At 48.6% G+C, this 22,733-nt stretch carries 21 protein-coding genes; 15 read left to right on the plus strand and 6 right to left on the minus strand.

The window, feature by feature from the left end; all coding sequences use genetic code 11:
* Positions 1-141: 141 nt before the first annotated feature.
* The 12 genes from proB (at position 142) to ABGI61_RS06080 (ending at position 14,762) form a co-directional block, all read left to right on the plus strand.
* Positions 142-1,263 carry a glutamate 5-kinase gene (gene proB, locus ABGI61_RS06025; protein WP_347598394.1) on the plus strand — a complete coding sequence of 374 codons (1,122 nt, stop codon included), beginning with the start codon at positions 142-144 and terminating at the stop codon, positions 1,261-1,263.
* Entirely contained in the window at positions 1,260-2,513 is a 1,254-nt protein-coding gene (locus tag ABGI61_RS06030) for a glutamate-5-semialdehyde dehydrogenase (protein WP_347598397.1), read from the plus strand. Before proB ends, ABGI61_RS06030 begins: the two co-directional genes overlap by 4 nt.
* Positions 2,514-2,750: 237 nt before the next feature.
* Complete coding sequence (gene tig / locus ABGI61_RS06035) at positions 2,751-4,061, plus strand: trigger factor (RefSeq protein WP_347598400.1); 1,311 nt, start codon at positions 2,751-2,753, stop codon at positions 4,059-4,061.
* A gap of 105 nt (positions 4,062-4,166) precedes the next feature.
* Complete coding sequence (gene clpP / locus ABGI61_RS06040) at positions 4,167-4,790, plus strand: ATP-dependent Clp endopeptidase proteolytic subunit ClpP (protein WP_008220341.1); 624 nt, start codon at positions 4,167-4,169, stop codon at positions 4,788-4,790.
* A gap of 54 nt (positions 4,791-4,844) precedes the next feature.
* Positions 4,845-6,125 carry an ATP-dependent protease ATP-binding subunit ClpX gene (gene clpX, locus ABGI61_RS06045; protein ID WP_347598405.1) on the plus strand — a complete coding sequence of 427 codons (1,281 nt, stop codon included), beginning with the start codon at positions 4,845-4,847 and terminating at the stop codon, positions 6,123-6,125.
* A 127-nt stretch (positions 6,126-6,252) separates the two neighbouring features.
* Positions 6,253-8,649: an endopeptidase La gene (gene lon, locus ABGI61_RS06050; protein WP_347598408.1), complete on the plus strand. Its 2,397-nt coding sequence runs from the start codon at positions 6,253-6,255 to the stop codon at positions 8,647-8,649.
* Positions 8,650-8,859: 210 nt separating this feature from the next.
* Positions 8,860-9,132, plus strand: coding sequence for a nucleoid-associated protein HU-beta (hupB, locus tag ABGI61_RS06055; protein WP_008220336.1), 273 nt, complete (start codon positions 8,860-8,862; stop codon positions 9,130-9,132).
* A gap of 221 nt (positions 9,133-9,353) precedes the next feature.
* Positions 9,354-11,264 carry a SurA N-terminal domain-containing protein gene (locus ABGI61_RS06060; RefSeq protein ID WP_347598411.1) on the plus strand — a complete coding sequence of 637 codons (1,911 nt, stop codon included), beginning with the start codon at positions 9,354-9,356 and terminating at the stop codon, positions 11,262-11,264.
* Positions 11,265-11,610: 346 nt separating this feature from the next.
* A complete protein-coding gene (locus ABGI61_RS06065) occupies positions 11,611-11,865 on the plus strand; it encodes a hypothetical protein (protein ID WP_347598414.1) in 255 nt (84 codons plus the stop codon).
* A 53-nt stretch (positions 11,866-11,918) separates the two neighbouring features.
* Positions 11,919-12,773, plus strand: coding sequence for a hypothetical protein (locus ABGI61_RS06070; RefSeq protein ID WP_347598417.1), 855 nt, complete (start codon positions 11,919-11,921; stop codon positions 12,771-12,773).
* A gap of 10 nt (positions 12,774-12,783) precedes the next feature.
* Positions 12,784-13,506, plus strand: coding sequence for a hypothetical protein (locus tag ABGI61_RS06075; protein ID WP_347598420.1), 723 nt, complete (start codon positions 12,784-12,786; stop codon positions 13,504-13,506).
* Positions 13,507-13,508: 2 nt separating this feature from the next.
* Positions 13,509-14,762, plus strand: coding sequence for a calcium-binding protein (locus tag ABGI61_RS06080; protein WP_347598423.1), 1,254 nt, complete (start codon positions 13,509-13,511; stop codon positions 14,760-14,762).
* Between the two features lie 45 nt (positions 14,763-14,807).
* Here ABGI61_RS06080 and ABGI61_RS06085 read toward each other — a convergent pair whose 3' ends face one another.
* The 6 genes from ABGI61_RS06085 to pspF are packed head-to-tail and all read right to left on the minus strand — an operon-like array spanning position 14,808 to position 21,194.
* A complete protein-coding gene (locus tag ABGI61_RS06085; RefSeq protein WP_347598426.1) occupies positions 14,808-15,575 on the minus strand; it encodes an ATP-binding cassette domain-containing protein in 768 nt (255 codons plus the stop codon).
* Entirely contained in the window at positions 15,572-16,567 is a 996-nt protein-coding gene (locus ABGI61_RS06090) for a peptide ABC transporter ATP-binding protein (RefSeq protein ID WP_347598429.1), read from the minus strand. The genes ABGI61_RS06085 and ABGI61_RS06090 overlap by 4 nt, the downstream gene beginning before the upstream one ends.
* Positions 16,567-17,463 carry an ABC transporter permease subunit gene (locus tag ABGI61_RS06095; protein ID WP_347598432.1) on the minus strand — a complete coding sequence of 299 codons (897 nt, stop codon included), beginning with the start codon at positions 17,461-17,463 and terminating at the stop codon, positions 16,567-16,569. The genes ABGI61_RS06090 and ABGI61_RS06095 overlap by 1 nt, the downstream gene beginning before the upstream one ends.
* Before the next feature lies 1 nt (position 17,464).
* Entirely contained in the window at positions 17,465-18,481 is a 1,017-nt protein-coding gene (locus ABGI61_RS06100) for an ABC transporter permease (RefSeq protein WP_347598435.1), read from the minus strand.
* On the minus strand, positions 18,478-20,109 hold the full coding sequence (locus ABGI61_RS06105) for an ABC transporter substrate-binding protein (RefSeq protein WP_347598438.1): 1,632 nt from the start codon (positions 20,107-20,109) through the stop codon (positions 18,478-18,480). Before ABGI61_RS06105 ends, ABGI61_RS06100 begins: the two co-directional genes overlap by 4 nt.
* Complete coding sequence (gene pspF, locus ABGI61_RS06110; RefSeq protein WP_347598441.1) at positions 20,109-21,194, minus strand: phage shock protein operon transcriptional activator; 1,086 nt, start codon at positions 21,192-21,194, stop codon at positions 20,109-20,111. Before pspF ends, ABGI61_RS06105 begins: the two co-directional genes overlap by 1 nt.
* 185 nt (positions 21,195-21,379) lie before the next feature.
* Between pspF and pspA the strand changes: the two genes are divergently transcribed.
* Genes pspA through pspC form a run of 3 tightly spaced genes read left to right on the plus strand, consistent with a single transcriptional unit; the run spans position 21,380 to position 22,720 of the window.
* On the plus strand, positions 21,380-22,051 hold the full coding sequence (pspA, locus tag ABGI61_RS06115; RefSeq protein ID WP_347598444.1) for a phage shock protein PspA: 672 nt from the start codon (positions 21,380-21,382) through the stop codon (positions 22,049-22,051).
* Between the two features lie 23 nt (positions 22,052-22,074).
* Complete coding sequence (pspB, locus tag ABGI61_RS06120) at positions 22,075-22,311, plus strand: envelope stress response membrane protein PspB (RefSeq protein WP_347598447.1); 237 nt, start codon at positions 22,075-22,077, stop codon at positions 22,309-22,311.
* Positions 22,304-22,720 carry an envelope stress response membrane protein PspC gene (gene pspC, locus ABGI61_RS06125; protein ID WP_347598450.1) on the plus strand — a complete coding sequence of 139 codons (417 nt, stop codon included), beginning with the start codon at positions 22,304-22,306 and terminating at the stop codon, positions 22,718-22,720. The genes pspB and pspC overlap by 8 nt, the downstream gene beginning before the upstream one ends.
* Positions 22,721-22,733 lie beyond the last annotated feature (13 nt).

Below are 22,733 nucleotides of genomic sequence, written 5' to 3' on the forward strand. Positions count from 1 at the left end.
TATTTCTCTATAAAATTGTTCAATTTTTTCAGTGATATATTTTAATTTTCTCAAGCCTTGCCTAAGTTGAAAATGTAACCCAAGTGGAACCAGGTTACAGATTTTGCTAGTATAGCCGCCGGAACAACCATTGGAGGAGTTATGATTAACCCATCCTGGCGTCGGGTCGTGCTTAAAGTCGGCAGTGCCCTGATCGCGCCAGAAAACCAGGGGTGTAGCGAGTTATATTTGCGTCCCATCGCCGAATTTATCCGGCAATGCCGACTACAGGGTCTGGAAGTGATCCTGGTCTCATCAGGTAGTGTGGCCGCTGGCCGTCATCATTTTAATTTTCAGCACCAACGTGTACCTATAGCGCTAAAACGCGCGATGGCTGCAGTTGGCCAAAGCCAGATGATGAATTTCTGGAGCCGGTGCTTTGATTTTCCCTGTGCCCAGGTGCTGCTAACCCACGGCGACTTAAGCGACAGGGTGCGGCATATCAATATCCGCAATACGTTAAGACGATTGCTCGACCACCAGATTTTGCCCATCGTTAACGAAAACGACACCATCGCCACTGACGAGATTAAAGTTGGCGATAATGATAATCTGGCTGCCATGGTGGCGACAGTGGCGAATGCCGATGCGCTGATTATTTGTTCGGATGTTGACGGGCTGTACACTGCCGATCCAAACAAGGATGCCAACGCCAGTCTCATTGCTGAGGTGCGTAAGATAGATCAGCATATCTATGGCCTTGCCGGCGGTGCGTCATCTAAGGTGGGTACCGGCGGAATGCGCACGAAAATTGAAGCTGCCGAGAAAGCAACAGCGCAGGGCATCGACACCGTAATTATTGATGGCCACAAAGCCGAGGCTTTTCAGTGTATTTTAGCGGGTAAAAATCCGGGCACCATTTTTTATGGCCAGGCCAGGCCGTTACCGGCTAAAAAACATTGGGTACGTCATACACTAAGAGCCAAAGGCGAAATTTGGGTTGATGATGGTTGCATTGAAGCACTTTGCCGGCAGGGCGCGTCTTTACTTTGCAGCGGTATAGTCGATATTCAGGGTGAATTTGATTCAGGTGATGCTGTGCTGGTGCGCTGTGCGTCGGGTAAGCGTAAAATTGCCAAAGGTGTCAGTCGTTTCAGTGCCAGTGAGCTGTTCTCGATTAAAGGCCACCATAGCAGTGATATTGCGTCCTGTTTAGGCTATTGCCCGGCCGGGAGTAATGCGGTTATTCACCGCAGCGAAATGATGTTATTGGAGAGAATATGAGTACCGATGTTGCGGCTACAATAGCCGCCAAAGCTGCTGTAGCGGCTAAAGCAGTAGCGAACTTAACCACAGAGCAGAAAAATCTGGTGCTGCAAAGCATGGCAAACCAGATTAGGCAAGCCAAAGCGACCATACTGGCAGCGAATAAAGATGAAGTTGCTACCGCTCAGGCCAATGGCACCAGTGCGGCTATGCTGGACCGTTTAACGCTAAATGATGAGCGCATCGAAGCGATGGCTAAAGCCATAGAGCAAATTATTGCCCTGCCAGATCCGGTCGGCCAGAGCCGCCACATAGAGCAGCGGCCTAATGGTATTAATATTGAAAAGCGTCGCATTGCACTGGGTGTGATCTGTATGATTTACGAAGCCCGGCCGAATGTCACTGCCGATGCCGGCGCACTGTGCTTTAAATCAGGTAATGCGGTTATTTTACGTTGTGGCCGAGAAGCCATTCAGACCAGCCTGGCTATTGCTGCAGCAATGGCCAAGGCGCTGCGCGAGCATCAATTGCCAGATGAAGTGATAAGCATAGTGCCAAATCCGGACCGTGACCTGATGCTGGCTCTGTTAAAGCAAGATGACCATATTGACCTGGTGATCCCCCGCGGTGGTGAGGGGCTTATCCGCTTTGTCACCGAGCATAGCCGTATTCCGGTGATCCAGCATTACAAAGGTGTCTGTCATTTGTATGTTGACCAAAGTGCCAACCTGACTATGGCGCTGGAGCTGCTGCTAAACGGTAAAGTGCAGCGCCCCGGTGTATGTAACGCGCTCGAAGGCTTGTTGGTGAATAAGCATATCGCAGCTGATTTTCTGCCGCTGGCCGCCGCTGCGCTGTCAGAGCACCATGTTATAGTGCATGCCTGTAAAGACAGCATTGGCTATTTTAGCCAGGCACAAGCCATTGCTGATGACGAGTTTGGTCAGGAATATCTGGCCCCTGAAATTGCCATCCGTGTGGTAGAGGATGTTGACGCTGCTATTGCGCATATCGACCAATTTGGCAGCCAGCATACTGAGGTTATCTGTACTGAAGACGGCGCCAATGCTGAGGGCTTTATCCGTCGGGTAGACTCTGCGGTGGTGATGCATAATGCCTCCTCACGCTTCTCTGATGGCGGTGAGTTAGGCTTAGGTGCAGAGATAGGTATTTCTACCAGCAAACTGCATGCTTATGGCCCTATGGGACTTGAGGCCTTAACCACAGAAAAATACGTGGTGACCGGGCGCGGCCAAACCCGTAGTTAGCATTAAACTGGCGTCTAAACTGTTGGCGCTGCATAGTTAACTTGCTGACTATGCAGCGTTTTTTTGTTTCAAGAGCGGCGAGTTATAGCAGTTAGGTTAAGGGCTCGACTCCAGACATTTAGCCCGCTATAATGCCGCGTCCTATTTTATAACAGGTCTGGTTCAGGTGGCATTTTGATACCAGATCACACCAGTACGGCGGCGCGTGTCGCCTGTTTATGAATTTGAGGTAGCAAGATGCAAGTTTCTGTGGAAACCACTCAGGGTTTAGAGCGCCAGGTCACCATCACTGTACCGGCTGACAAAATTGATGCTGAAGTAAAAAGCCGTTTACGTGATCTGGCTAAGCGTCAGCGTATCGACGGTTTCCGTCCGGGTAAAGCACCGGTGTCATTAATTCAGAAGCGTTACGGTTTAGCTGTATTACAGGAAGTGGCTGGTGAGCAAATGCAGCGTCATTTTTACGATGCCATTATCGCCAACAAACTAAACCCGGCAGGTGCACCTACGTTTGCACCGGAAAAATTAGAGCAGGGTAAAGATCTGCAATTCAAAGCCACCTTCGAAGTTTATCCAGAAGTTGAAGTTAAGAACCTGGACAAAATTGAAGTGAACAAGCCAGTAGTCGAAATTTCAGACGCTGATCTGGACAAAATGCTGGATACCCTGCGTAAGCAACATGCGAAATGGGAAGAGAAAAAAGGCAAAGCCGCTAAAGCGGATCGCGTTAACATCGACTTTGTTGGCTCAATTGACGGTGAAGAGTTCGAAGGCGGTAAAGCTACTAACTTCACTCTGGAACTGGGCCAGGGCCGCATGATCCCAGGCTTTGAAGATGACATCATTGGCAAAAAGGCCGGTGAAGAAGTTACCGTTAATGTCACCTTCCCGGAAGAGTACCATGCTGAAAACTTAAAAGGTAAAGCGGCCAGCTTCGCTGTCACTGTGAACAAAGTAGAAAAGCAGGTTCTGCCAGAGCTGAACGATGAATTCGCTGCCTTATTTGGTTTAGAAACGGCCACTGTTGATGCACTGAAAACTGAAGTGCGCAAAAACATGGAGCGCGAGCTGAACCAGAACATCAAAGCCAAAGTGAAAGAGCAAGTGATCAAAGGCCTGTTAGCTAACAACGACGTTGACGTGCCACAAGCTCTGGTCAAAGGCGAAGTAGACGTACTGCGTAAGCAAGCGCTGCAGCGTTTTGGCAACAACGTGGATCCGAAGCAATTACCAGAGCTGCCAGCCTCATTATTCGAAGCTCAGGCGAAAGATCGCGTTAAAGTAGGCTTATTGTTAGGTGAAGTCATCAAAACTAACGAGCTGAAAGTTGATGATAAAAAGGTACAGGCGTTAATCGAAACGGTTGCTTCTGCCTATGAAGACCCGCAAGAAGTCGTGCAGTACTACAACAGTAACAAAGAGCTGCTGCAAAGCATGCGCAATGTTGCGCTGGAAGAGCAGGCCATCGATGTTATCCTGGCGGGTGCCAAGGTAACTGAACAAAAAACCGCCTTTGACGAAATTATGAACCCGCAAGCTGCCAACTAACGTTGACTTCTTTTGGCTTGACGGCTTTAATGGCTCGGACAACAGTTCGGGCCATTTTATTTTCTGCAACAGCAAAACCCAGCCATTTAGAGGGAACCCTATAATATGTCTATGCCGCAACATTTAAACGACATAGTTAATGCACTGGTGCCAATCGTTATTGAGCAAACTGCCAAGGGCGAGCGTTCTTTTGATATATACTCGCGCTTATTAAAAGAGCGGGTGATTTTTCTGACCGGTCAGGTAGAAGACCACATGGCCAATCTGATCGTGGCGCAATTATTGTTCTTAGAATCAGAAAACCCGGAAAAAGACATCTATATTTATATCAATTCGCCGGGTGGTTCAGTAACGGCTGGTTTGTCAATCTATGACACTATGCGTTATATCAAGCCTGATATTGCCACAGTGTGCGTAGGGCAAGCCGCCAGTATGGGCGCCTTCTTATTGTCTGGCGGTACTAAGGGTAAGCGTTACTGTTTACCTAATGCGCGGGTGATGATTCACCAGCCATTAGGCGGCTTTCAGGGCCAGGCGACTGACTTTGAAATACACGCCCGGGAAATACTGAGCATTAAAGAGAAACTAAACCGCTTGATGGCAGAGCACAGTGGCAAGAGCTATGAGCAAGTGTGTAAGGATACAGAGCGTGACAACTTCTTAAGTGCACAGCAAGCCTTGGAATATGGCCTGGTAGATGCCATATTAACGCAACGAGAAGTAAAATAATGACATTGAGCAGCGGTATCTAAGGCCGCTGCGGGTAGTGAAAGAGGTAGATACATGTCTGATCACCGCACTGACGGCGATAAGAGCGGTAAGTTGTTGTACTGTTCTTTTTGTGGCAAATCACAGCATGAAGTGCGTAAGTTGATTGCAGGCCCACAGGTTTATATTTGTGATGAATGCGTTGATTTATGCAATGACATCATCCGCGAGGAAATTAAAGATATTTCCCCCAAACGTGATGCCGATAAATTGCCGGTGCCGCGGGAAATTCGCGCCCACCTGGACGACTATGTCATAGGCCAGGATCATGCCAAAAAAGTGCTGGCGGTGGCGGTGTACAACCATTACAAACGCTTACGCAGTGCCCAGCACAAGCAAGATGTCGAGCTTGGCAAAAGTAATATTTTGTTAATTGGCCCCACCGGTAGCGGTAAAACCTTGCTGGCCGAGACCTTAGCACGCTTACTGGATGTGCCTTTTACCATGGCCGATGCCACCACGCTGACTGAGGCGGGTTATGTTGGCGAAGATGTCGAGAATATCATTCAAAAGCTGCTGCAAAAATGCGATTACGACGTCGAAAAAGCCCAGCGTGGTATCGTTTATATTGATGAAATTGACAAAATTTCGCGTAAATCAGATAACCCATCAATTACCCGCGATGTGTCCGGTGAAGGTGTGCAGCAGGCGCTGTTGAAGCTGATCGAAGGCACTATTGCCTCGGTACCGCCGCAAGGTGGCCGTAAGCATCCGCAGCAGGAGTTTTTACAGGTAGATACCTCAAAAATTCTGTTTATCTGTGGTGGCGCTTTTGCTGGTTTAGATAAAGTGATCGAGCAGCGCTGTGCCAAAGGCTCTGGTATCGGCTTTGGTGCCGAGGTGCGCAGTAAAGAAAGCAGCCGCAGCCTAAGTGAGTCCTTCCGCGACGTTGAGCCGGAAGATTTGGTCAAATATGGCTTAATTCCGGAGTTTATTGGCCGTTTGCCGGTGGTGGCTACGCTAACCGAGCTGGACTTAGCTGCGCTGGTGCAAATTCTCAGTGAGCCGAAAAACGCCCTGGTGAAGCAATTCGCGGCGTTATTTGCCATGGAAGATGTTGAGCTGGAGTTTCGTGATGACGCGCTTAACGCCATTGCACAAAAAGCAATGGAGCGTAAAACCGGCGCCCGCGGCTTGCGCTCTATCGTCGAAGGCGTATTGTTAGACACCATGTACGAACTGCCCTCAATGCAGGACGTGGCCAAAGTGGTGATCGACGAGACCGTGATCCGTGGTGAAAGCGACCCTATTTTAATTTATCAAAGTAGCGAGCCGCTGGCGGCAGAGTCACATTAGGCGAAATACCGCTGAAAAAAGGAGCTGATACAGCTCCTTTTTCGTATATGTAATTGAAGTTTTTAAAATGAACCCCATATACTGAAACATATTTGCGCCTGCAGTAACTAAATTCGAGAGAGAATCAATGACATCAGAACACGCTGAACGTTTGCATATGCCGGTATTGGCACTGCGCGACGTGGTGGTTTACCCGCACATGGTCATCCCGCTGTTTGTCGGCCGGGCAAAATCTATCAAATGCCTTGATGCGGCGATGGAAAATGACAAACAGATATTTCTGGTGGCGCAAAAAGATGCCACGTTGGACGATCCTGCCGCTACCGATTTGTATCAGGTCGGTACTGTAGCTACCATTTTGCAGCTGTTAAAGTTACCGGACGGCACAGTAAAGGTGCTGGTAGAAGGTAGCCGTCGCGCTCGTTTGGGAGAGTTTACCGAGACAGACAAAGCCTTTGCTGCCTACGTAGATATTATTGAAACGGCGGAAGTGGACAGCCGCGAGCAGGAAGTGTTTTTACGCTCGGCAATTAATCAGTTTGAAGGCTATATCAAGCTTAATAAAAAGATCCCGCCTGAGGTGCTCACTGCGCTGACCGGCATTGACGATCCGGCCCGTTTGGCTGACACCATGGCCGCCCATATGCCGCTTAAAGTTGAAGACAAGCAAAAAGTGCTGGAGATCTTCAATGTGACTGAGCGGCTGGAATACCTGATGGCGATGATGGAGAGTGAAATCGACATCCTGCAGGTAGAGCGGCGTATTCGTAGCCGGGTGAAAAAGCAGATGGAGAAAAGCCAGCGCGAGTATTACCTGAACGAGCAAATGAAAGCGATTCAGCGCGAGCTTGGCGAGCTGGAAGATGCACCGGATGAGTTTGAAACCTTAAGCAAAAAGATTGAGCAGGCGCAGATGCCACAAGAAGTGGCCGATAAAGCGCGCAGCGAATTACAAAAGCTGAAGATGATGTCGCCAATGTCGGCAGAAGCGACCGTAGTGCGTAGCTACATCGACTGGCTGAGCAACGTGCCGTGGAAAAAGCGCAGCAAAGTGAAGAAAAACCTGGCGGCAGCAGAGCAAATTCTGAATGCTGATCATTACGGTTTGGAAAAGGTGAAAGAGCGCATCGTTGAGTATTTAGCCGTGCAACAGCGGGTGAATAAGCTCAAAGGGCCTATTTTGTGTTTGGTCGGGCCGCCAGGTGTGGGTAAAACCTCACTGGGCCAGTCGGTTGCCAAAGCGACCGGTCGTAAGTATGTGCGCATGGCGCTTGGTGGTGTGCGTGATGAGGCAGAAATCCGCGGTCATCGCCGAACCTATATAGGCTCTATGCCAGGCAAAATTATCCAGAAAATGGCCAAAGTGGGCGTGCGTAACCCGCTGTTCCTGCTGGATGAAATTGATAAGATGGCATCCGATTTTCGTGGTGACCCGGCAGCCGCGCTGTTAGAGGTGCTGGATCCGGAGCAAAACACTGCCTTTAGCGATCACTATCTGGAAGTGGATTACGATCTGTCTGACGTGATGTTTTTCGCCACTTCAAACAGTCTGAACATTCCGGCCGCGCTGTTAGACCGGATGGAAGTGATCCGGCTGGCCGGCTACACCGAGGATGAAAAACTTAATATCGCCAAACAGCATCTTATTCCGAAGCAAGTCGGGCGCAATGGCTTAAAAGCCAGTGAGATCCTGATTGAAGATAGTGCCATTATCGGCATTATCCGTTACTACACGCGAGAAGCCGGTGTGCGCAGTTTAGAGCGGGAAATCTCCAAACTGTGTCGCAAGGCCGTTAAGCAGATTTTACTGACAAAAAATCTGAAGCAGGTGGTGATTAACCAGCAAAACCTGGAAGATTTCTTAGGCGTGCAGCGTTATGACTACGGTAAAGCCGAAGACAGCAACCGGATAGGGCAAGTTACCGGTCTGGCCTGGACCGAAGTGGGCGGCGATTTACTCACCATTGAAGCCGCTTCAGTGGTCGGTAAGGGCAAGCTAACCTTCACCGGCTCGCTGGGTGACGTGATGAAAGAGTCGATTCAGGCGGCGATGACCGTAGTGCGTAGCCGGGCTGAAGGGCTTAGGATCAATGAAGATTTTTACGAAAAGCGCGATATTCATGTGCATGTGCCGGAAGGCGCCACACCCAAAGATGGCCCCAGCGCCGGTATTGGCATGGTAACGGCACTGGTGTCGAGCTTAACCGGTAACCCGGTACGGGCTGATGTGGCCATGACCGGTGAAATTACCCTGCGTGGTGAAGTACTGCCGATAGGTGGCTTGAAGGAGAAACTGTTGGCGGCGCATCGTGGTGGTATTAAGCGGGTGCTTATTCCCCATGACAACGTGCGGGACTTAAAAGATATCCCAGACAATGTGAAAGGTGATATCGAAATTTGCCCGGTAAAATGGATTGACGAAGTGCTGGAGCTGGCGTTACAAGAGCCTTTGGCGCGTGTTTCAGTGCTGGATACGGCAAAAAATTCAGCAAAAAGCAAAAAAACGGAAAAAAATCCTGCATAGGGGCTTTTCATTCCCGTTGGCTGTGCTAAGTTATGGACAGTTTCGACCAAGCCCTTGTTATACAAGGGCTGCAGTCAAAGCCAGAATTATTAGTTTTGTCGCTTCTTTTGCTTGCAAGCATGCTGGATGCTTGTTATAACGAGGACGCTCACTTACAAAACTAATAACGTGTAGGTGTTGAAAATAATAACAATTGAAGGGGATGATATTGTGAACAAGTCTCAACTTATCGACAAAATTGCTGCTGGTGCAGACATTTCTAAAGCGGCAGCTGGTCGTGCTTTAGATTCGTTCATTGACGCTGTTACCGAAGCTCTTAAGGAAGGCGACTCTGTAGCATTAGTTGGTTTTGGTACTTACAGCGTACGCGAGCGTGCTGCCCGTACTGGCCGTAACCCACAAACTGGTGCCACTATTCAAATCGCTTCTGCGAAAATTCCTTCTTTCAAGCCTGGTAAAGCGTTAAAAGACGCATGTAACTAAGCTGTAGCGTTGCCGCTAAGGTAACGCTCAGGTTGGGAGTGCTGTGAGGTTTGCATGCTGGTGCGGCAAACCAAACAAGGTAGCCTAAACCCGCCACCGACGCCTCCCAAGGCTTCTCTAAAAAAAGCGCATCTGTTAAGATGCGTTTTTTTTTACAGCAACATAAAACTGATGTTGCTGCCCTTTGGCGGCGAAAAGTTGAATAAAGAGATTGCGCTAAGATGTTAGAAAGAATCAGAGAAGGCTCACAGGGAATTATCGCTAAGTCTATTTTAGGCTTGGTGATCCTGACATTTGCATTAGCCGGTGTTGGCAGTTACTTATCAACGCCAGCCGAGACGAATGTCGCAGAAGTTAACGGCGAGAAAATCAGCCGCCAGGATTTTGAACAGGCCTTTCAGAATGAACGTGCCCGTATGCAGCAACAGTTCGGAGAAATGTACGCTGCGTTAGCCGCCGATCCTGCTTATATGAGCAATTTCCGCTCAGAAGTATTAGAACGTCTGATAGACGAAAGACTACAGCAACAATATGCTGACAGTTTGGGCCTGCGTGTCAGCGACGAGCAGGTGCGTTCTGCCATCAGAGCGATGACAGAGTTTCAGATTGACGGCCAGTTTAACAATGACCGCTACCTGGCGTTGCTGCGTCAGGCCGGTTACCAGCCTGATCAGTTCCGTGAGCTTATTCGTGAACAAATGTCGCGTAATCAGTTAGTCATGGGCTTACTGGGCAGCGAGTTTGCTACCGCCAAGGAAATGCAGCTGCTGTTAAAACTGCAACAGCAAACGCGTGATATTAGCTTTTTGCGTTTTAAAGCGGCGGATTACGCCGGTCAGGTCAGCATCACTGATCAAATGCTGCAAGATTACTACACGCTTAATTTAGCGCAGTTTGAAACTGAGCAGAAAGTGGCCGTTGAGTATGTCGAAATTTCTGCGCAAACCCTGGCTGCGGATGAGCAGGTAACGGCAGATGAAATTGCGGCCTATTATGACGCCAACAAGGCCCGCTACACCCGCGAAGAGCGCCGTCAGGTTGCGCATATCATGCTGGAATCTGAAGAAGATAACGCTGACGTGGCAGCCCAGGCTGAGCAACTGCTTAAGCAGCTAAACGACGGTGCAGACTTTGCCGAGTTGGCAAAGGCAAATTCGGCAGATACCTTCTCGGCTGAAAATGGCGGTGTTTTGGATTGGTTAGCCCCCGGTGATATGGACGCCGATTTTGAGCAGGCTGCATTTGCCCTTGAAAGCGAAGGCCAGTTAAGCCAGGTGGTGAAAAGTGCTTATGGCTACCACATCATAAAATTAGTGGCGCTGGAGCCGGCTCAGGTTAAACCTTTAGCCGAAGTATCTGACGAAATTGCCCAAACCTTAAAACAAGACCGTGCCACAGCAGCGTTTTACGAGCTGCAACAGCGCCTGGCCGAAGTAAGCTTTGAAGTACCTGATACGCTGGAAGACGCTGCGGCCGCAGTAGGGCAAAAAGTGATGTCAACCGGTTTATTTGCCCGTAACGAAGCGACAGCGCCGTTAAATGAGCCTGCAGTACTGACCAAATTGTTTGAAGCGGACTTTATTGAGCAGCGCTTAAACAGCGAAGTGATAGAGCTGGGTAGAGAGCGTGCCATCGTAGTGCGGGTAAAAGATTACCAAAGCGCACGTACACAAAGCCTGGACGAAGTAAAAGCCGTGGTAGAGTCTGCAGTGCGTGCCGAGCAAAGCGCGCTGCTGGCCAAACAACAGGCTGAAAAAGTATTGGCCGAGATTGCTAACAGCAGTCTGGCTGAGCAAGCACAAGCCCTTAAGATGACACTGGAGCAATCTGCTGACACACCGCGTTTTGGCGGTACTTTAGATGGTGAAATTCGTGCTAAAGCCTTTGCCATGGCCCGTCCGGTCGATACTGCATCGATTGAGCTGGCTACACTGGCCAATGGTGATGCAGCTTTAGTGTCGGTAACGGCGGTAAAAGACGCTGAAGTGACGCTGGTACCAGATAATGCCCAGCTTGACCGCCTAGCCGATCAGCAGGCAGAGCAGGCTTACAGAGCGCTGATAGCGTCTTTAAAAGCCAAAGCTGAGATCAGCCGCAATTTACGTGCAGCACAAAGCACAGAGCCGATGTAACCACATCGGTGACATAAAAAAACCGTGGCTTGCCACGGTTTTTTTATTGCTTAAATATTTATCATAATATTAAAAAATGTAACGCAAGGCGTTTATTTTTTTAACTCGAGACATTAGTATGCAACCCTTATTATTTAGTGATAAAGGGAACTTATGTCACAGAATTCGCCATTTGCCGTTGGCGTGCAGTGTCTGGCTATTGTTGCCCCTCTGCAGCAAAAGCCATGATGACAGTTACTTTATTCTGGCGCGTATTTAAGACAATAACCTCCCTTATTCAATCAGTCGGCCTTGCTACAGCGCTAGTCTTTCAGATCACAACAGATAAAGTGTTCGAGTTTAGCCGTTGATGCGCATCGTGCGGCTCTGCGGCGAAATTATCGACATCTCCAACAACGCGGTGGAAATGGAAGGCGTGGGGCTGGTGTTTCCGTTAAAGGTGGCCTTAAAGCAGCACAGTATTAAAGCCGGTAATAAAGCCGTTCCGCTAAGCTCGGGTATGGCGGTAACGGTAGAAGTAAAAACCGGCCAGCGGCGGATTATAGAGTTTTTATTATCACCGGTGATAAAAGCGGTGGATGAAGGGGCGCGTGAGCGTTAAAGATTCTAATGTGCCCTCAGCTCATTAGTTCAGAGTTTTTTAGGAGATAAGATATGAACAACAAAATAAAGTGTTTTTTACTCTTTTTTTCAGGGCTATATGCAACGGCGGTAAAGGCGGAACATTACCTTCTGACTATGAGTAAGGATGATAAAGTATGCCAGCATCTGTATCAGTTGTTTAATGTCGATTTAAGGAAGAAGGGTAAGCTTGTACTAGAGGAACATGAAGAATTTAATTGGCTCAAGTGGGACCAACCATATTTTATTATAAGGAAAAAAAGTGCTCTAGAACCTAACTTTGAGGATGAGTTGCTAAGCGAAAATGAGTATGAACAGGAATATACCTCTTACTCCAAGCACTTGTATAAAGGGGCATTTTTTGACATAGATAATAATGGTATCGATGAGTTTATCTCTTTCGAACGAAGAGGTGCTCATACTTATCAGAATAGAGCTTATGACAATATATACATATATGATAAAGGATCATATAACAAGCTAAAAGGGGCTGAAAATGGCCAACAGTTCACCCCAGAAATAGGCTATTTGGGCAGGTTTACAAATAGCTATGTTCTTAAAGAATACCCTATCAGCAGAACAACAGTTTATAAAACAGGGGCGGTTGGTCATAGTTGGCCAAATCTGTCTGATTCGTATATTCGGCCTTTATTGCTCAATAAAACTTATTATGTTGCCATGTTTGCCAATGTGGATACATACATCAGTGATCCGTTACTTGCATATAACCAAACCATTGATGAAAAAAATGCAATCGCGATTGTTAAATACACTCCCTCTTATGATGCCGAGAAAATAGTAAATGAGTTTGAATTACTACGTACTGGGCAGCCCTCAAATCAAACACAAGATATTTGTTATTTTGTTAAAACCCAAGCTATTCAATAAGGATTTTAAAATGGTAGGTAAATATTTGTTTTGCATAGCTCTCGTTCTTTTGTCAATGCAGTGCTTGGCAAATGAAACCCCTGAAATAAATTATTCATCTAAACCATGGGGGAAGTTAGATGAGTTTGTTTCTTTATTATCTAGTTATCGAGACATTGTTGTAAAGAATATTACTTACCCTGCTATTTGCGAGCCGTTAGTTGATGAGTTTATAAAAGGGGAAGTCAAAGTTCTTCATCCAAAAGTGATACTAAAAAGCAATGATGAATTAGTTGATTATATGAATGAAAAAACTAGTTGCACTGATTTTAAAATAAAACAAATAGAATATATTGATGGGAGTCAAATTCGCCATTTCGAGATGCAGCCACCGTATTATCTGTATAAATTTAGCTATAACAAATCGGCTTATATTGGGATCATGCCAAGTGGTGCATACTCGCCATTTAACATTAAAACCCCATCTGTTATTGACTTTGAAGGCATCACCTTACCTTATGTAGATTTATGGGATGTAAATCAATGTTCTCACGTAGGTGGCAAATCTGCGCCGACCAACCGAGGTGATTTTGGTTTTGGTATTGTGATATCACCAAGTCGTGGTTTGCTTGCTTATGAATATAACATCGCCTATTCACATGTCAGTCTTGGAGTCACGGCGGTCTTGAATAACGAAAAGAAAAACGCATATTGCGTGGTATCGGGTATAAATAGCCTTAAACAAGGAGAGTGAGAATGGCTTTAACTACTGTAAATTTAACTGGCAGTTCGTGTCAAAATGAAGTTGATTTAATTTTAAATCTTTTGAAATTAGTTGAGGGTGAGCACCCCAATCATTCCGATGGCAAGGGAATTCCGACTATTGGTTATGGTTATGCTTTGTTGGTGCTCAATAGTAATGGCTTATATGCTGATGCACCGGTAGTGAACGCTGTGCAAGGAACTGCTGGCAACGATACGCTAAATGGCAGCGCCGCGGCAGATATATTGTCAGGCTCGCATGGTAACGACAGATTAAACGGCGGCACGGGCAATGATCAGCTTAGCGGTGGCCGTGGCAACGATACCTATGTTTTTAGCGCTGGCAGTGGCCACGACACTATTGATAACAGTGGCGGAGGTGAAGATGTACTACTGTTTGAGGGCATCAGCTTTAATCAGGTAGCCAGTGGTTTAATGAAATCGGGTAATGACTTGGTATTAAACATTGGTGGCGGCAGTGACAAAGTTACCCTGAAAAACTGGTTCCTTGGTGGCGACTATGTGGTACCAACCATCCGTTTTGCTGCCGGTGGCGAAATTAGTGCTAATCAGATATTTGGCGCCTTTGGCCTGACCAACCCTAATCCGCAAGGTTCGCTGGCCTATACCGATTTACCGGATGAGCGTGCCTTTGGCAATGTGTTTGTTGGCACTGGTGAGGCAGAAAACATTGTCGGCTCGTCTGACGATGATTTTATCGATGCTGGTAACGGCAATGACATCCTTAACGGCGGTGCGGGTAATGATTACTTGTTGGGTGGCCGGGGCAACGACACTTACCTGTTTGGCGCTAATGACGGTCATAACACTATCAATAATTATGATCCGACAACAGGGCGCACTGATGTGCTGCGCTTTGCGCAAGGCATAAACCCGGGTGATGTAGCGGTGCAGCGTGATGGTGACAACTTGCTGTTAGCGGTCGCAGACACCAGTGTCACAGTGGTGAATTATTTTGCCGAGGCAGGCGCCAGTGCTTATCGGTTAGATCAAATCCAGTTCGCTGATGGTACTGTGTGGGATAGCAATAGCGTAACCCAACAGCTAGCAGATGCAACAAGCAGCATGGACTGGCAGTCGATGGCGTACGCCGAGCAACCGGACACTGTTGTAGATAGCCGCTATGCCAGCCTGGTCGATGCGTTAAATGCGTTTGATGGTGCAGATGACGCTGAAATTGGCGGCAACTTAGCCCTGCAGCCTAAGCTGGAAGAGTTATATTACTAAATGCCAGTAACATGAAAGAAAAAACCGTGGCTTGCCACGGTTTTTTTATGCAATGGCGCTGTTGATCAGTTTACGGCTGTAATCGTGCTCGGCGTGCTCAAACACATAGGCGGTTTCGCCATAATCCAACGCTTTGCCCTGATGTAATACCAATAAATCATCGGCTATGTGTTTAACCAGGCGCAGATGGTTGGTAATTAACAAATACGCCAGCCCGGTGTTTTGCTGCAGTTCCAGCAGCAGGTTGACAATTTGTGCCCGTAGCGACGGATCTAAGGCTGTCAGTGCTTCATCGAGGATAAGCAATTTAGGGTCGAGAATAAGCGCCCGGGCCAGTGCCACGCGCTGCAGCTGGCCGCCGGAGAACATGTGCGGATAATATTCACTGTGCTCGTTTAATAGCCCCAGTTGTTTAAGCGTTTGCTGAATTTTCTGTTTGCGGGTGTCTGCGTCCATGTCAGTGCTAAAGCGCAGTACATCATCCAGCATCTGGCCAATTTTTTGCTGTGGGTTTAGCGATTTCGCCGCATCCTGAAAAATAAACCTTACCTGATGGTTGTACTGCCGGTAATGCCCTAGCTGTACTTCAGTGTCATCCAGCAGGATGCGGCCTTGGTCGGGCTTTTCAATGCCCACTAACAGCTTGGCCAGGGTGCTTTTGCCCGAACCGGTTTCACCCACCACCGCCAGTGTTTTGCCCTGTTGTAAGCTAAAACTAATGTTATCCAGTGCTTGCACAGTGCGATAACGGAATAAACCGCTTTGCTTGCGGTAACTCTTACAAAGCTGCTGTACATCTAACAGGGTAGTCATGGCTCTTTGGCTCCGGTGAGCGGGAAATGGCAACTGTAATAATGGTTTTGCAGCCGCTCCAGTGTCGGGGTTTTTACGCATTCCTTACGCGCATTCGGGCAGCGCGGGCCTAAACGGCAACCTATCGGCAAGTGCTGTAACACCGGTATGCTACCGGGCAGCGCATACAGTGGTGTTTTTGGCTGCAGGTTTGGTTGAAACTCCGGTACGCTTTTAATCAGGGCATGGGTGTAGGGGTGATAGGGATGTTTTAAAATTGAGGCCGTTTCACCTGCTTCTACTAATTGGCCACAATACAGCACGCTTAAGCTTTGGGTATAACGGGCAATACTTTCCAGCTCATGGCTTATCAGCAATACTGACATGCCTTTTAGCTGGTTAAAGCTGGCCAGTAAGCGAAACAGCTGCGCCTGTGTGGTGCTCTCAAGCGCTGTGGTGGGTTCATCGGCAATTAATAGCTTAGGGTTTTTTGCAATCGCCATAGCGATCATAATTTTCTGACATACCCCTTCAGATAACTGAAACGGGTAGCTTTGCAATACGCTTTGATGATCGCGAATACCGACTTTGTGCAGCAAACCGATGGCCTTACGCCGGCGCAGGTAAGCGCGCTTCCACCAGGGGCCGTCCAGCAGGTGGTCGGGTATGGCTTCTTCCAATTGCTCCAGGATGTGAGCGGTTGGATCCAGGCTGCGACTGGGCTCCTGATAAATCATGGCGATATCGCGGCCGATAATCTTGCGCTGCTGCTCGTAGGGTAGGCTTAGCATATCCTGGCCACGCCAATTAAAACGATCGGCACTGATTTGCCAGCGCTTATTTAGCACCCCAACTATCGCTTTGGCGACCAGGCTTTTGCCCGAGCCGGACTCACCTACCAGGCCGCGGGTTTCACCCTCACGCAGGCTCAGGTTTACCCTGTCTACTGCACGCACCAGACCATCGGCGGTATTCAGCTCTATGGTCAGGTTTTTAATATCCAGTAATAACATCAGTTTTCCCGCCGCTTTTTCGCTGCAGTACGCAAACCGTCACCCACCATATTGACGGATAATACTGCTAAGAAAATTAGTAAGCCCGGGACCGCAACACCCGCTGGTGCGATGTAAATTAGATCTAAGGAATCAGCAATAATGGCGCCCCATTCTGCGCTGGGCGCCTGCGCACCCAGCCCAAGAAAGCCTAAGGCCGCTATGTCCAAAATAGCCGTCGACAGTGCCATCGTTGCCATTAAGGTAAGCTTTTCCCAGATGTTGGGTATGACAATGCGGCTGAAAATTTGCCAGTTATTGGCGCCATCCAGCCGGTAGGCAATAACGTAATCCTGGCTTAATTGCTCGGCAATGGCATTGCGAATGCCATGCACAAACTGGGGTAATAAGGCCAGCATAATTGCCCAGGTGGTGTTAAGCAGGCCAGGGCCCAAAATAGCGACAATAATAATGGCCAGTAGTAAGGACGGTATGGTCAGCGCCAAATCAAGGATATGGTTAAACACACTGGATTTTACCCCCCGGCTCATGCCCGCCAGGGTGCCCAGCAACAATCCCATGATCAGCGCCCCGATTACTGTTATCACCGCGATACCAAAGGTATAACGCGCACCTACCAGAATACGGGAAAACAGGTCCCGGCCCAAATCATCAGTACCCAGCGGATATTGCACTAACCCCAATTCAGACCATGAGGGGGGCAAAAGCAGTAGCGTATCATCTTGCCAATAAGGACCATGCGGAGTAATCAGCGGCGCCAGTATGGCCAAAACAAAAAATGCATTAAACAGAATAAGGCCTGCCACGGCGCTGTGCTGGCGGCTAAATTCACGCCACAGCTGTGATAACGGCGAACGGGCCAGTTGTTCATCGGGAAGCAGACGAAAGCGTGACATCTTATCGTTTCCTCGCCAGCGGGTTAAACAAGGTATGCAAAACTTCTGTCAGCATGTTTACCGTGATCACTAAGGTTGATACCACCAACAGACCCGCCTGAATAGCCGGGTAATTACGCTGATAAATACTGTCAATCAGCCAGCGGCCGATGCCCGGCCAGGAGAATATGACTTCAGTAATCATTGCCAGCGTAATCAGGGTGCTAAACTGTAAACCAATTTGGCGAATAACGGGTAGCAGCGCGTTACGCAGGCCATGCCGGTACAATACCTGTGCACGGTTAAGGCCTTTGGCTCTTGCTGTTTTAATGTAGCTTTGTTCCCACACTTCCAGCATCGAATCACGGGTAAAACGTATCATTACCGTAGTAGGAAAGGTTGCCAGCACGAGCGTTGGCAGTAACAAATGCCTAAGCGCATTATACAGCGCAGCCTGTTGGTGTGGGCTGTCGTCTAGCAAGATGTCCAGCAGCATAAAGCCGGTTACCTGATTAATTTCGTACAACACGCCAATGCGGCCGGCGGTTGGCAACCAGCCAAGCCCTAACGATAGCACCATGATCAGCAATAACGCCCACCAGAACACCGGGATAGAATAGCCAGCTACCGCCAGTGCAGAAATCGTCTTGCTAAGCATGCCATCAGGTTTGATGGCTGCGGCAATACCAAGCGGAATACCAATAAAAAACGAGATAAACAGGGCATAGGCGGCCAGTTCTATGGTGGCCGGCAGTAGGGGGAACATTTCTTTTAACAAAGGCTGCTGACTGGCAAAAGACAGGCCCCAATCACCGCTGAAAATCCGCCCCAGATACGCCAGATATTGGCTAACATAGCCTTGTTCCAGACGGTAACGTTCTATTACCTGCTGCATTTCAGCGGCGGATACGTCGCGCAGCCCACTGAAGTTTTGCCAGGCTTCGCCGGGAAATAAATAACCTAAACTAAATGCCAGGATGCTCAGCGCAATAAACACAAAGCCGAGTAAAAATAACCGGCGCAATAAGTACAAAATCATTGTGCTTCCTTGACGGCACCCGCCAGTGCGATGCCGCCGTACGGGTTAATCTCTACGCCGCTTATCTTAGTATTCAGTGCCTGAAAGCGTTGCGAGTGTGCTATGGGTACCAGCGGCATTTGCTCACTCAGATACTGCTGCGCGGCCATGTAAAAACTGCGGCGCTGGCTTTGGTCAGCAGTTAATAGCGCCTGGCCTATCAGGCGGTCAAAGTTTTCATCACACCAGTTGGCTCTGTTGGTGCCGGTTTGCGCTGCACTGCAGCTAAGCAGCGGCCGGAAAAAGTTATCCGGATCGGCGTTATCGGCTGACCAGCCAATTAATACCGAGTCATGCTCATTGGCGCCCAGTTTACGGCGAAAGCTGTTCCATTCATAAGATACGATACTTGCCCTGATACCTATTTGGGCCAAATCTGCTTGCATCAGCTCAGCCATTTTCAGGGCATTGGGGTTGTATAACCGTTGTACCGGCATGGCCCAGATGTCCATGCTAAAGCCATTGGCAAAACCGGCTTCTGCTAGCAGTGCTTTGGCCCGCTTTGGGTCAAACCCTGTAATAGCCAGATCATCATTATAGGCCCAGGAGGTGGGGGGCAGCACAGAATTGGCTGCTGTAGCATGGCCAAAATACACCGCCTGCAAAATGGCCTCGCGGTTTATCGCCAGCGCCAGCGCCTGACGTACTTTTACATTATCAAAGGGTGGTTTGGCGGTGTTAAATGCCCAGAAGCCGACATTCATGCTGGTACTTTCCTGCACATCCACATCTGGCCGCTTACTGATAAGGCCAAGTTCGGCAACACGCGGAAAGGCCACCACGTCGCATTCATGGGTAAATAATTTAGCCATGCGCCTGGCGTTATTCGGCACGATATCAAACACCAGTTGCTCTGGTTTTGCCAGCTCACGCCAATAATCCCGGTGGCGATAATAGCGGATTAACACATCTTTTTGATATTCTTTAAACCGAAACGGCCCCGTACCAACAGGTTTGCTATCGATTAGCTGTGGCGTGCCTGCTGCCAATAACTGTGCGCCATATTCAGCAGATAAAATAGCAGCAAAATCAGTGGCTAAGTTTGATAAAAATGAGCTGTCCGGCCGGCTTAGGGTGAATTTTACCTGATGCTCATTTAATGCTGTAACGCTGTTAACCAGATCTGCCCAGTCTACACTTTGGAAAAACGGGTAATTACCCCCGCCTTGCCAGTGAAACGGATGCTCTTTTTGCATGATGCGGTTAAAGGTAAACACCACATCTTCGGCATTTAACGGCCGGCTGGGGCTAAAATACTCGGTGCGATGAAACTGCACGTCGGGGCGCAGTGAAAACACATATTCAAGACCATCACGACTTACCTGCCAGTTAAGTGCCAGGCCGGGTAACAGCTCGCCGCTGCCAGGGGCGATTTCCAGTAAGCGGTCGTATAATTGCTGACTGATGGCATCAATAGTGGTGCCCGAGGTGACCAGCTGTGGGTTAAACGACTCGGGCGAGCCTTCAGAGCAATACACCAGGCCGCTGCGAAGCGTATCGGGCAGTGGCGGCTGACAGGCGCTAAGTAGCAGGCCTGCTGCCATTACAGCTAAACGACGGACCCGTTCAGATGCTTTGGGGTTGCGCATCATGCTTGCTGACTTTCCAGTAACTGATATTTTTTCATATAGCCACGTAACTGATGATAGGTCAGGTTCAGCAGCTCCGCTGTCTTTTTCTGATTGAACTGACTGGCAGCGAGTGCCTGTTTTATTAGGTTCACTTCAAAATCCTGTGACAGGGTTTTAAAATCCTGCACCTGACTAAAATCAAATTTCTCCGCCGTTGGTGCCACCGGTGCCTGTTGCACTGTACTTACCGGCGTTGACGGTTCAGCAGTTATGGCAGGCTGAGCTGCCTGTCGTGCGGCTTTAATACGCTGTTTAGGCCGGTACGGTGACTCAAAGGGGTCTAACTGAATATGATGCACCGGCACATAGGCATTATTGGTGCGGTATACGCTGCGCTCGACCACGTTTTTTAGTTCGCGCACATTGCCGGGCCAATCATATTCCAGCAAAGTGCGCTTGGCTTTCTCGCTAAAGCCGCTGAATAGCTCCAGCCCAAGTTCGCGCGCCATATTAATGGCAAAGTGTTCGGCCAGCACCAGGATATCTTCACGCCGCTCGCGCATGGGTGGCAGCGTAATAACGTCAAACGCCAGCCGGTCGAGTAAGTCTGCCCGAAATTCGCCGTGCTCGGCCAGCGTGGGTAAGTCTTCGTTGGTGGCGCAAATCAGTCGTACATCCGTCTTTATTGCACGGCTGCCGCCCACGCGCTCAAACTCACCATACTCAATCACGCGCAGCAACTTTTCCTGCACTAACGCCGGCGTATTAGCCAATTCATCTAAAAACAGCGTGCCACCGTGGGCGCGCTCAAAGCGGCCTTCATGGCGTTTACTGGCGCCGGTGAATGCACCTGCTTCATGGCCAAAGAGTTCACTTTCCAGCAAGTTTTCATTTAATGAAGCGCAGTTAAGCGTTAAATACTGCTGGTCCCAACGCTGTGATAAAAAGTGCAAACGGGCGGCTATCAGCTCTTTACCGGTACCACGTTCACCGATAATTAACACCGGTTTGTCCAGTGGCGCAATTTGTGACACCTGATCCAGCACATTCAGAAAGCTGTTAGACTGGCCCACCAGATTATCTTGTTGGAATTTTCGGTTCATGGCGTGCTATTAGTTGGTTAAATTGGCTAATTAGTAGTGTATTTCATAATGTCTGACAGCAGAAGCTTTTAATAAAAATAAATAAAGTATTATATAAATCAATGTTTTATTTTGGTTTGCGAAGTTGGCAAGAAAACTGAATAAGCTAGCTTGTACTAATACAGTCATTCATAGAGGTAAATATTATGGGTATTTTTTCACGCTTCTCAGACATAGTGAACTCAAATATCAACGCTTTGTTAGATAAAGCCGAAGATCCGGAAAAAATGGTGCGCCTGATCATTCAGGAAATGGAAGACACCCTGGTAGAGGTGCGCTCGTCCTCTGCTAAAACTATCGCCGAGAAAAAAGACTTACAACGGGTCGTCACCCGTTTGCAGGAAGAAGTGGCTGACTGGCAAGCCAAAGCTGAGCTGGCGCTGAGTAAAGAGCGCGAAGACTTAGCCCGTGCAGCCCTGATTGAACGGCAAAAAGCGGCCGACCAGGCCGAGACAGTTGCGGCAGATATTGCCAACCTGGACGAACACATTAGTAAGTTACAGGATGAAGTCGCGCAGCTGCAGGAAAAGCTGGCTGATGCCAAAGCCCGGCAAAAATCAATGCTGATGCGCCAGCAAACAGTAGCCTCGCGTTTGGAAGTGAAAAAGACGCTGGACAGCAACCGTATCAATGATGCGATGTATAAGTTTGAACGTTACGAGCAAAAAATTGATACGCTAGAAGCTCAGGTAGAAGCCTATGATTTAGGTAAGAAAACCCTGAAGGACGAGTTTGCTGAGCTGGCAGCGCAGGACAAAATAGACAATGAACTGGCAGCATTAAAGGCTAAAGTTAATCAAAAAGGTAAAGACGCCTGATCTTCAGGCGTTTAGGAGCAGACATGGATATTACTGAGGTCATTGGCATCCCGTTTATTTTGTTCATGATTTTTGTGGCGCCAATCTGGGTCATAATGCATTACCGTAGCAAAAATAAAATGGGACAGGGCTTGTCGGATCAGGAGCTGACACAGCTAAATGATCTGGCACAGCGGGCAGAGAAAATGGCAGATCGCATTAAAACGCTGGAAGCGATTTTAGATGCCGAAAGCCCCAAATGGAGATCGCAGCATGACTAAGCCAAAACGTGAGTTGCTGCGCGATGACGCCAACGGCAAAATCGCCGGTGTTTGTGCCGGCATCGCCGACTACTTTGGCTGGGAGCTGTGGCTGGTGCGTATCGTAACGGTATCAGCGTTTTTCCTTGGCGCCGGTGGCCTGGTGCTGGTGTTATATATCGCCGCCTGGGTAGTGCTGGAGAAAAAATCCAAAGCGGCGTTAAAAGCTAATACTATCGACAGCAGCACGTTATCTGCTGAAAAGCCGGTGGAAGTAAAAACCCGCCTCTGGCAGCGCGGCGAGGCGCCAAAAGAGGCTTTGCAACATATTAATAGCCAGTTTAACCATTTGGAGCTGCGGCTGCGCGATATGGAGCGTCATGTCACCTCAGCCCGGTTTCAGTTAAACCGCGAATTTAATAACCTTTAAACAGGAAACACTA

The sequence above is a fragment of the Rheinheimera fenheensis genome, from assembly GCF_039871805.1.
Taxonomy (GTDB): Bacteria; Pseudomonadota; Gammaproteobacteria; order Enterobacterales; family Alteromonadaceae; genus Alishewanella; species Alishewanella fenheensis.

Excerpts from the sequence above, each read along its gene's own strand:
- proB (WP_347598394.1), top strand. The coding sequence starts at position 142 with ATGATTAACCCATCCTGGCGTCGGGTCGTGCTTAAAGTCGGCAGTGCC.
- pspF (WP_347598441.1), bottom strand. The coding sequence starts at position 21,194 with ATGAACCGAAAATTCCAACAAGATAATCTGGTGGGCCAGTCTAACAGC.
- ABGI61_RS06105 (WP_347598438.1), bottom strand. The coding sequence starts at position 20,109 with ATGCGCAACCCCAAAGCATCTGAACGGGTCCGTCGTTTAGCTGTAATG.
- ABGI61_RS06095 (WP_347598432.1), bottom strand. The coding sequence starts at position 17,463 with ATGTCACGCTTTCGTCTGCTTCCCGATGAACAACTGGCCCGTTCGCCG.
- tig (WP_347598400.1), top strand. The coding sequence starts at position 2,751 with ATGCAAGTTTCTGTGGAAACCACTCAGGGTTTAGAGCGCCAGGTCACC.
- ABGI61_RS06075 (WP_347598420.1), top strand. The coding sequence starts at position 12,784 with ATGGTAGGTAAATATTTGTTTTGCATAGCTCTCGTTCTTTTGTCAATG.
- ABGI61_RS06070 (WP_347598417.1), top strand. The coding sequence starts at position 11,919 with ATGAACAACAAAATAAAGTGTTTTTTACTCTTTTTTTCAGGGCTATAT.
- ABGI61_RS06100 (WP_347598435.1), bottom strand. The coding sequence starts at position 18,481 with ATGATTTTGTACTTATTGCGCCGGTTATTTTTACTCGGCTTTGTGTTT.
- pspA (WP_347598444.1), top strand. The coding sequence starts at position 21,380 with ATGGGTATTTTTTCACGCTTCTCAGACATAGTGAACTCAAATATCAAC.
- ABGI61_RS06030 (WP_347598397.1), top strand. The coding sequence starts at position 1,260 with ATGAGTACCGATGTTGCGGCTACAATAGCCGCCAAAGCTGCTGTAGCG.
- clpX (WP_347598405.1), top strand. The coding sequence starts at position 4,845 with ATGTCTGATCACCGCACTGACGGCGATAAGAGCGGTAAGTTGTTGTAC.
- lon (WP_347598408.1), top strand. The coding sequence starts at position 6,253 with ATGACATCAGAACACGCTGAACGTTTGCATATGCCGGTATTGGCACTG.
- ABGI61_RS06080 (WP_347598423.1), top strand. The coding sequence starts at position 13,509 with ATGGCTTTAACTACTGTAAATTTAACTGGCAGTTCGTGTCAAAATGAA.
- ABGI61_RS06060 (WP_347598411.1), top strand. The coding sequence starts at position 9,354 with ATGTTAGAAAGAATCAGAGAAGGCTCACAGGGAATTATCGCTAAGTCT.
- ABGI61_RS06090 (WP_347598429.1), bottom strand. The coding sequence starts at position 16,567 with ATGTTATTACTGGATATTAAAAACCTGACCATAGAGCTGAATACCGCC.
- pspB (WP_347598447.1), top strand. The coding sequence starts at position 22,075 with ATGGATATTACTGAGGTCATTGGCATCCCGTTTATTTTGTTCATGATT.
- ABGI61_RS06085 (WP_347598426.1), bottom strand. The coding sequence starts at position 15,575 with ATGACTACCCTGTTAGATGTACAGCAGCTTTGTAAGAGTTACCGCAAG.
- clpP (WP_008220341.1), top strand. The coding sequence starts at position 4,167 with ATGTCTATGCCGCAACATTTAAACGACATAGTTAATGCACTGGTGCCA.
- pspC (WP_347598450.1), top strand. The coding sequence starts at position 22,304 with ATGACTAAGCCAAAACGTGAGTTGCTGCGCGATGACGCCAACGGCAAA.